The sequence below is a fragment of the Alloalcanivorax mobilis genome (assembly GCF_002864685.1).
Lineage (GTDB): Bacteria > Pseudomonadota > Gammaproteobacteria > Pseudomonadales > Alcanivoracaceae > Alloalcanivorax > Alloalcanivorax mobilis.
Genome location: NZ_NMQZ01000067.1, coordinates 1 through 8,890, shown reverse-complemented (window position 1 = coordinate 8,890; position 8,890 = coordinate 1). Strand labels below are relative to the sequence as shown.

The window sequence follows — 8,890 nt, the reverse complement described above, 5'->3', positions numbered from 1 at the left end:
CCTCGCCTTCGGCTCGGTTCGCGGTCGGGGACCGCTCCCACGGCGGCGCTGTAGTGGATCTTGCGGTTACACCCCGACCTGTTCGACGAGCTGTTTGACGCAGGCTTCGATGTCGTTGTCGGCGGTGTTGATGACGATCTCCGCGTTGGCGGGGGCTTCGTAGGGGCTGTCGATGCCGGTGAATTCCTTGATCTCGCCGGCGCGGGCTTTTTTGTAGAGGCCCTTGGGGTCGCGTTTTTCGCATTCGGCGAGGGGGGCGTCGACGAACACTTCGACGAACTCGCCTTCCTTGAACAAGGCGCGGGCGGCGTCGCGGTCGGCGCGGAACGGGCTGATAAAGGCGGTCACCACCACCAGACCGGCGTCGACCATCAGCTTCGCCACTTCGGAGACCCGGCGGATGTTCTCGGTGCGGTCTTCGTCGCTCATGCCCAGGTTCTTGTTCAGGCCATGGCGCACGTTGTCGCCATCCAGCAGGTAGGTGTGCTTGCCCTGCCCCGCCAGCGCCCCTTCCAGCGCGTTCGCCAGCGTCGATTTCCCGGACCCGGACAGCCCGGTCAACCAGATGCACTTCGGCACCTGCCCTTTCGCTTTGGCGCGATCGGCCTGGGAGATGTTGGTTTGGTACCAGACGACTTGGGCTTGGGAGTCATTCTGACGGTTCTGGTAGGGCGAATCGGACATGGGGCCTCCTTTCAGGTTGCTGCAAGCCGCAAGCTTCAAGCGGCAAGCAAAAAAATACCGAACTTGTAACTCTGGAGCCCGAGTTTCAGGCTCCGCCTTTGATGGTTTTGATCATGGCGTAAAGCATTCGGGAAATATTGTGCGCTTCCCGTATCCATCGATGACCCAGTTCCGGGTCGATGTAGCCAATTTCAATCCCGATATACAGTTGGGTCCGCAGTTCACCAGCGGAACCCTTGGCGTAGTTCAAAAATGCCGCTTTTTCCCTGTCGGAATACCGCTCGAACCCTTCCGCTATATTAGAGGGTACAGATAACCCCGCCCGGGTGATCTGGTCACGGAAACCGAATTCACGGCTATCGGCAAAATGAACGTACAAGTCAGCGCTCAAACGAGCCGCTTTCCGCCATACCTCCAAATTCTCAAAACGCATCCCTGCTCTCCTTTTCTGGTAAACCGGCGTCAGCTCCTCTGCACCGGACCATTCTCATGCTACCTCCTTGTAGCTTGAGGCTTGTAGCTTGCTGCTTTCAAAACCCCCAAACCAACGGAATCAACGCGGTGGAGACGGCGGCGGCGATGAGGCTCATGGGGACGCCGATTCTGAGGTAGTCGGTGAAGCGGTAGCCGCCGGGGCCCATGACCATGAGGTTGGTCTGGTAGCCGATCGGGGTCATGAAGCTGGCGCTGGCGGCGAACATGACGGCGACGATAAAGGGCATGGGGCTGACGCCGAGTTGGTCGGCGACGCCGGTGGCGAGGGGGAAGACCAGCACGGCGGCGGCGTTGTTGGTGATCACTTCGGTGAAGATGGCGGTGATCACATAAATGGCGAGCAGGGCCAGCCAGGGCGAACTGATGTGGTTGCTGAACAGGTGATTGACGATCCAGCCGGCGGCGCCGCTTTCTTCCATGGCGGTGCCGAGCGCGAACGAGGCGCCGATCACCACCAGCACCGGCAGGTTGACGCTGACGTTCATGCGCGCGCGGTTGACGGTGACGCAGCGGGTCAGCAGCAGCAGACCGGCGGCGACGAAGGCGGCTTCCAGCACGCTCAACCAACCGAGCACGTTGATCAGCACCATGCCCACCAGGATGGCGCTGGCGAGGGGCGCCTTGCGGAAATCCGGCGGGGTGGAATCGCTGAGCGGGCTGACCAGCATGAAATCACGGCGATATTGGTATTGCTCGACAAAGCTGTCGCCGGTTTCAAGCAGCAGGGTGTCGCCCACGCGCAGCACCATTTCGCCCACTTTTCCGGGCAGCCGGCGGCCGGCGCGGCTGATGCTGAGAATGGCGGCCTGGTAGCGGGTGCGGAAGGCGCTGTCTTTGACGGTGCGGTTGAGGCCGGGGAATTCCGGGCCGATCACCACTTCCACCAGGCGGCGCTGGTGGTTGTTGAGGCTGAGCTTGTGGGCGCCGCCGTGGGCGGGCACCAGGCCGTTGATGCGTTGCAGTTCGCGGGCGCAGTCGGGCGCGCCGATAAACGCCAGCTTGTCGCCGCTTTGCAGTTGCATGTCGGGGCCGACGGCGGTGTAAAGGCGGCCGTCGCGTTCGATTTCAGTGAGGTAGCCGTGGCTGAGGTTGCGCAGGCCGGCGTCCTGGATGCTCTTCTTGTTGAGCGGGCTGCCTTCGGGAATCACCATTTCCACGTGGTATTCCCGGGCCTGCTCCACCTGCTCCACCATGCCTTCACGTTGGGGCAGCAAATAACGGCCGACCAGGATCAAAAACAGGGAACCGATGATCAGCAGCGGCACGCCCACCCAGGCCAGATCGAAGATGCCAAAGCCGGGCATCCCGCGGCTTTGCATCATGCCGTCCACCACCAGGTTGGTGCTGGTGCCGATCAGGGTGCAAGTGCCACCAAGAATCGCCGCGTAGCTGAGCGGCAACAAAAGCTTGGAGGCGGACAGACGCAGGCGTTGTGCCCATTCCTGCACCGCCGGAATCATCATCGCCACCACGGTGGTGTTGTTGAGGAAGGCGCTTAACAGGGAGGTGGGCAGAATCAGGCGTATCTGGCTGCCCAGCAAGGTGCTGGGCTGGCCGAGCAGACGGTGGGCGATCCAGTAAATGGCGCCGGTGTCGCGCAGAGCGGCGGCCACCACATAGAGCACCGCCACGGTCATCAGCCCCTGATTGGCGAACCCCGCCAGCGCCTGTTCCGGGGTGATTACCCCGGCCACCAGCACCGCCACCATCGCCGCCATCATGGTGACCTCCGCCGCCACCCGGTTGCTGGCCAGCGCCACCAACACCAGCAGCACGATCAGCATGGTGAATATCATCGCGAAGGTCATAACGAACAGCGCCCGGGGTCAGGTAGCGGAGATCGCCATGGTAAGGAAGCTCTTATTCCGTTCAAGCATTGTTTAGTTCTTTCCTTAGAACAAATCAAGTTGAAAGTTAAAGGTTAAAAGTTAAAACGCGAATGCGGCCTTGCCAACCGGTACGACCGCGCCCGCGTCCATATCGGTGCGGCCCGTTGCCGCGCATGACCGCTGGGACCCGCCTCCGACTATCGCGCACGGTTTTCCTTTTAACTTTTAACTTTTAACTTTTAACTTTCAACTACCATAGATCAACGTTCAACTGCCCTTCTCACTCTCATACCGATACGCATAGTAACCGTATTCGTTGGAGGCGCGGCGTTCGAGGCAGTTGAGGATGACGCCTTTGATGTCGATGCGGTTTTGTTCGAAGCGGTTCACGGAGACGTCCACTTCCTTGACCGAGTTGACGGCGTAGCGGGCCACCAGCAGCGAGGTGCCGGCGGATTGGCCGATGATGGCGGCGTCGGTGACGGCGAGGATCGGCGGGGTGTCCACCAGCACCAGGTCGTATTGAGCAGACAGCTGCTCCATCAGTTGGTTGAAGCGCGGGTGCATCAGCAGCTCGGAGGGGTTCGGCGGCACCTGGCCACGGGGCACGAAGTACAGGCCCTCGACCTTGGTGGGCAGGATCGCCTTGTCCAGCTCGCATTGACCGGACAACCAGGTGGAGAGCCCCACATGGCCGTCGCTGTCGAAGTAGCGATGCAGGTGGCCTTTGCGCATGTCGGCGTCCACCACCACCACTTTCTGGCCGACCTGGGCGAGCACCGCCGCCAGGTTGGCGGTGACGAAGGATTTGCCCACTTCCGGGCTGGGGCCGGAGATCATCAGTACCTTATTGCTGGCTTCCATGGTGGCGAAGTGCAGGCTGGTGCGCAGGCTGCGCAGCGCCTCCACCGCCAGGTCGGTGGGATCTTCCACGGCGAGCAGCGGGATCGGCTCGTGACGGGCACGTTTGCGGCGGCGGGTCATCAGGGAAACGATGCGGTCCAGACGCTGCTGGCGCTCGGACAGCGGGATCGCGGCGTACACGGCGATGCCGTGCTCTTCGAGCTGATCCGGGGTTTCCACGCCGCGGCGCAGCAGCCCGGCGGCCAGCACATAGCCGGCGGAGAGCAGCAGCCCGAGGGCGGCGGACAAGGCGATCACCAGGCCTTTCTTGGGCTCCACCGGTGAGGGCAGCACCACCGCGTCGTCGATCACGCGCACGTTGCCAACGGTGCTGGCCTTGGTGATCTGCAGTTCCTGGGAGCGGTTCAGCAGGTTCACGTAAATCTGCTGGTTGACCTGCACGTCGCGGGTCAGACGCAGGATTTCCTGCTGGGTTTCGGGCAAGCCGTTGATCTGCTTGTTGAGGTCGGCTTTCTGCTGCTCCAGGGAGCGGCGCTGATCGATCAGGGTACGGTAGGAGGGGTGCTCCTTGGTGAAGCGGGCGGCCACCTCGCTTTCCTTGATCTTCAGGTCGTTGAGCTTGGAATCCATCTGCACCAGGCGGCCCAGCAGCGACTGGGTTTCCATGCTCAGGTCCACGGAATCGGCCTGGGTGCGGTAGGCGTTGAGTTTTTCTTCCGCCTTGTTGAGTTTCTCGCGCACCTCGGGGAGCTGCTCATTGAGGAACTTGAGGCTCTTTTCCGCTTCCGCCGCCTGGCGGTTGATGTTTTGCAGCAGGTAGGTCTGGGAGATGGCGTTGAGTTCGGCGTTGATGCGTTCGCGGCTGGGGCCGGTCAGGCTGATCGAAAGAATGCCGCTTTCTTTGCCCTGGTCGGCCACGGTGAGGCGGCCGCGCAGGCTGTTGATGGCGCTCAGGCGCGGCTGGCGCACCAGCACCAGCTCTTCGTCGCCGGGGCGCCAATCGCCCAGCTCCAGCACGATGCTGTTGTCTTCGCTGGCCAGGGGCTGGCCGGCGGGGCCGCTGGCGATCACGGCGTCGTCCAGGGACAGCACCGGGTTGCCCTGATCGTCGGCGTTCAGAGTGAATTGGCGGCCTTCCAGGGCGGGCGGCACCTGGAAGCGTTTGATCCGCACCAGGGTTTCGCTGTCGCGGTAGCCGGCGAACACCGGCTTGGGCGCGCCCGGGGCAGCCGGCGCCGGGGCGCCGAAGCGGCCGATCAGAGCCGCCCGATCCGGGTACACCTGAATGGTGCTGTCGAGCTGGTCGACCACGTCGCCGAGCACCATGCGCGAGGTAATGATGGCGATCTCCGCGGACGACGACGGCTCCTTGCCGAGCACATCGCCGATTTCACTGAAGCCAAGCACACTGCCCTTTTTCTGCTCCACCTGCAGCAGGCCGTCGGCCTTGTAAATGGGGGTGGCGAGCATGGTGTAGGCCAGCCCCAGCGCCAGCGCCAGAAGCGTGGTGCCGAGAATCAGCCATTTGGCGTCCACCAGTAGCGCCCACAGGCGGTGCAGGTCGATGTCGTCTTCCATGGCGGCGGTGCGTCCCTTGGGCTGCTGTGGGTGGTCACTCATAAAGGCTTGTTGTCCTTATCCTTAGATTTTCGCCGCCCAGGCGTCCACCGCCTGGCGCATCATGGGGTAGATCCGCTCGAACACTTCGCGGTCACGCTGGAACGGGTCGGGAATGTCGTGGCCGCCGTTCCAGTGGGTCAGCAAAAAGGTCTTACCGCTGGCCTGCGGAAATTCGCTGATAATGCGATCACGCTGGCGGGTTTCCATCACCAGGATCAGGTCCGCGTCGCGGCACAGGGCGGCGGTCAACCGCCGCCCGGCGTGCTCGCCGCAGACCACGCCGTTGGTTTCGGCCACGGCACGGGCGGTGGCGTCCATGGCGTGGCCTTCCAGCCCCACCAGGCCAGCGGAGTGAACCCGCTTTTCCGGTTTCAGAGCGGCCAGCATCGCCGCCACCGTGGGGCTGCGGCAGATGTTGCCATCACAGACCACCAACACCCGTTCAAACATTAATCGTTCCCGATCTCGCGTTCCGCCCGGCCACCGAGATAGACCGCGCTGACCGTGGGCACCAGCAGGCTGAGCACACGGTTCCAGCGGGCCAGCGGCGCGGCGGTCACGTAGACGATGTCGCGGGGCTGAAGCTGGAAGCTGTCCGCCAGCACCAGAGCAGCGGCGTCCTTGGCGTTGAGCTGGAACACGTCAATGCCGTGGTCGGTGCCCTCCGGGGCGCGGCGGAACACGAACACCCCGGAGGCGTCCGCTTCCCGTTCGTCCAGGCCGCCGGTTTCCGACAGCGCTTCGGCCAGGCTCATGCCATTGCGGCCCATCGGCACGCTCTGCGATTTGTACACCTCGCCCAGCACGAACACCTTGTTGTCTTCGCTGCGCGACACATTGACCACGTCGCCCGGTTTGAGCAGCACGTTCTGCGCCGGGTGGCCGTTCTCGTAGATGTCGCGCAGGGACAAATTGTAGTCGCGGCCATCGCGGGTAAGGATCACGCTGGACCAGTTGGCGTTGTCGCTGATGCCGCCGGCGGCGCCGATGGCATCCACCAGCCGCATCGGTACGTTGGTAATCGGATAGGTGCCCGGGCTGCTGACGGCGCCGGTGATGTAGACCTTCTTGCTGCGGAACGCGGCCACCACCACGTCCACCTGGGGCGATTCGATGTATTCGGTGAGGCGTTTGGTGATCAGATCGCGGATCTCGGTGACCCTGAGGCCTTCCACATCCACGTTGCCCACGTAGGGGTAAAAGATGGTGCCGTCGTTGTGTACCCAGTTGCCGGAATCAGCGGAACTGCGCATGGAGCCGGCGGGGATGGTCAGTTCCGGATGATCCCAGACGGTGATTTGCAGCACGTCGCCGGGGCCCACGGTGTAATCGTATTGCTCATCGGCTTCCACCAGCTCCGGCGGCGGCGTGTAGGCGTCGGCGGCGGGCTGATCAAGAATCGCGGTGTCGATCACGTGCACCTTGATCACGTCAGGCAGCGGCGCGGCGTCTTTGCCGTCGTCTTCGGCGAACCAGCCCGGCGTGGTGGAGCGGTGCGAGCCCGGGACAACGGTACAGCCCGCCAGGGCCACCAGGGCGGCGAGCGCCAGTATCGGCTTGATGGTTTTTCTCATAGCCCCTTTCTGTCCTTTACCAATCAAAGGTGTGCTGCCACATGGCCATGGCGGTCAGGCGGTCCTGTTCTCCGGCGAAGGTGTCAATCGCCTCGTCGGTGCCGGCCAGGGCCCAGGTCAGGCGGCCGCCCAGAAAATCGTGTTCCAGACGCAGCTCGGCGATGGTGACGTCCTGCTCTTCGGCGGCCTGCAGGATCTCGGCGCCGTCTTCCGCCACCACGGCCCGCTTGCCGCCGTCGTGATTCAGGTTGGCCTGGGTGACGGTGGCGCTCAATACCACCCCGCCCCGGAAAAACTGCTGAATGCCCAGGGACAAGGTGCGCGCGTCCCCTTCGTAGGTGGTGGCCAGGTTGCGGCCGTAATAGCGGAAGCCGCTTTGATACTGAAAATGCTCGTAGGCGGTGCCGTCGCGGGCGTCCGCGAACAGGCGCCCAGCCACGGTGTCCGAGGCCTCGATGAAGAAGCGCTGGCTGCCGGCGCCAATGCCGGTGAGCGCATCCAGGCCGAACAGGGCCGAGAATTTGGACGGCATCACGCCGGCTTCGTCTTCGCCCATGGCCTGGCCATAGAACCCGGAGGGTACACCGAACACCGGGAAACTGGCACGGAAATCAAACCCCGCCACCTGGTTGCTGGGGTCGTTGGCGCCGGTGCCGTCGTCCTGCTGGCCGTTGTCCTTGCCGATGATGGCGTCGCCCAGGGAGCCCAGGCTCTGGTCGCGGCCTTCGCCGCCCCACTGGAACAGACGGGTGAAGCCGATCTGCAGGAAGCTGGCCGGGCGCAGCGTCAGCCGGGCGCCAAGCAGTTTGGCATCGGGGATCGCGCGGTCCTGTTCAAGCTGGCCGCCAAACACCTGGAAATCCCAGGGGCCGATCCAACTGAACCAGGGGTTCTCGGGCTGATAGGGGGTTTGCCGGCCAATCCACAGGCCGGTGACCGGGCGGGCGTTGTTGGACCAGGCCAGCGAGCTTTGCCAGCCCGGGCCCCACCAGCGGTCAATGGCACCCACGCCCATCTGCCAGTTGCCGAAGCGACCGGCCACGTAGCTGCCGTCGGCGCGGGCTTCGCGGTCATCACGGTCGTTGTCGATGTATTGCGCCTCGACCCGGGCGGCGAACCGGCGGCCGGTGACTTCCACCGCCGCACGGCCATCGACTTCGCCGCGCGGTTGCTCGGCGAAGTGCTGAAACAGGGGTTCCTGATTGGCGCCGCCCACTGAAACGGTGGCGGTGCGGGTGCGGCTCTTGACCTGATCCAGGCGCGCACGCAGATAGGCGGCGTGATCGCTGGCGCGGCAGCTGTCGCTGGTGTTCTTCATGCCCTGAGCCACGGCGGACCAGTTCATCGGCCAGGTGAGGGTCAGGCCCTCAAAGCAGCCCATGGCGGACAGCGCTTCCAGATGATGGCGCGCGCGCAGATCACCGGTTTCCACCCAGGGCGCGGCCTGTGCCACCGCACACCCGGCCAGCATGAAACCCAGGGCGCTTCGCTTTACTAGTGTTGCCCAATTCGACACCGGGGGCTTCCTATCCAGAACGTTCTACCATGGGGACTTCCTACCCCCGGGAGGCCCGAATGGCGGGCCAGATGGCACATAAAGGCCAGCGAGCGTAACGCTCAGGAGGCGGATTATCACCCGCGAAGATTGTCGTGCCTATGACAGAGACAGGCATTTTACATTTTGTTTACCAGAATGCCACCAGGACAAGGCCGATTCGCGGTCAAGGACCGCTCCCACAAGGACACAGGGCAGATTACCCCGGCGCCACACTACGGCGCCGCTGTGGGAGCGGTCCTCGACCGCGAACCGAGCCGAAGGCGAGG

Annotated in this window: 7 protein-coding genes; all 7 read right to left on the bottom strand. The window is 63.6% G+C overall.

From position 1 onward, the window contains the following. Positions 1-66: 66 nt before the first annotated feature. A complete protein-coding gene (cysC, locus tag CGS25_RS18565) occupies positions 67-684 on the bottom strand; it encodes an adenylyl-sulfate kinase (RefSeq protein WP_101676378.1) in 618 nt (205 codons plus the stop codon). An 85-nt stretch (positions 685-769) separates the two neighbouring features. Further along, a complete protein-coding gene (locus tag CGS25_RS18560) occupies positions 770-1,117 on the bottom strand; it encodes a four helix bundle protein (protein ID WP_101676377.1) in 348 nt (115 codons plus the stop codon). A gap of 97 nt (positions 1,118-1,214) precedes the next feature. Further along, positions 1,215-2,987, bottom strand: a complete 1,773-nt coding sequence (locus tag CGS25_RS18555) for an SLC13 family permease (protein WP_101676376.1) — start codon at positions 2,985-2,987, stop codon at positions 1,215-1,217. A 288-nt stretch (positions 2,988-3,275) separates the two neighbouring features. After that, entirely contained in the window at positions 3,276-5,492 is a 2,217-nt protein-coding gene (locus CGS25_RS18550; RefSeq protein ID WP_232802501.1) for a polysaccharide biosynthesis tyrosine autokinase, read from the bottom strand. Positions 5,493-5,513: 21 nt separating this feature from the next. Further along, complete coding sequence (locus tag CGS25_RS18545) at positions 5,514-5,942, bottom strand: low molecular weight protein-tyrosine-phosphatase (protein WP_089031713.1); 429 nt, start codon at positions 5,940-5,942, stop codon at positions 5,514-5,516. Then, positions 5,942-7,066 carry a polysaccharide export protein gene (locus tag CGS25_RS18540; RefSeq protein WP_101676375.1) on the bottom strand — a complete coding sequence of 375 codons (1,125 nt, stop codon included), beginning with the start codon at positions 7,064-7,066 and terminating at the stop codon, positions 5,942-5,944. Before CGS25_RS18540 ends, CGS25_RS18545 begins: the two co-directional genes overlap by 1 nt. Positions 7,067-7,082: 16 nt before the next feature. After that, positions 7,083-8,582 carry a capsule assembly Wzi family protein gene (locus CGS25_RS18535; protein ID WP_232802500.1) on the bottom strand — a complete coding sequence of 500 codons (1,500 nt, stop codon included), beginning with the start codon at positions 8,580-8,582 and terminating at the stop codon, positions 7,083-7,085. Between the last annotated feature and the right edge of the window lie 308 nt (positions 8,583-8,890).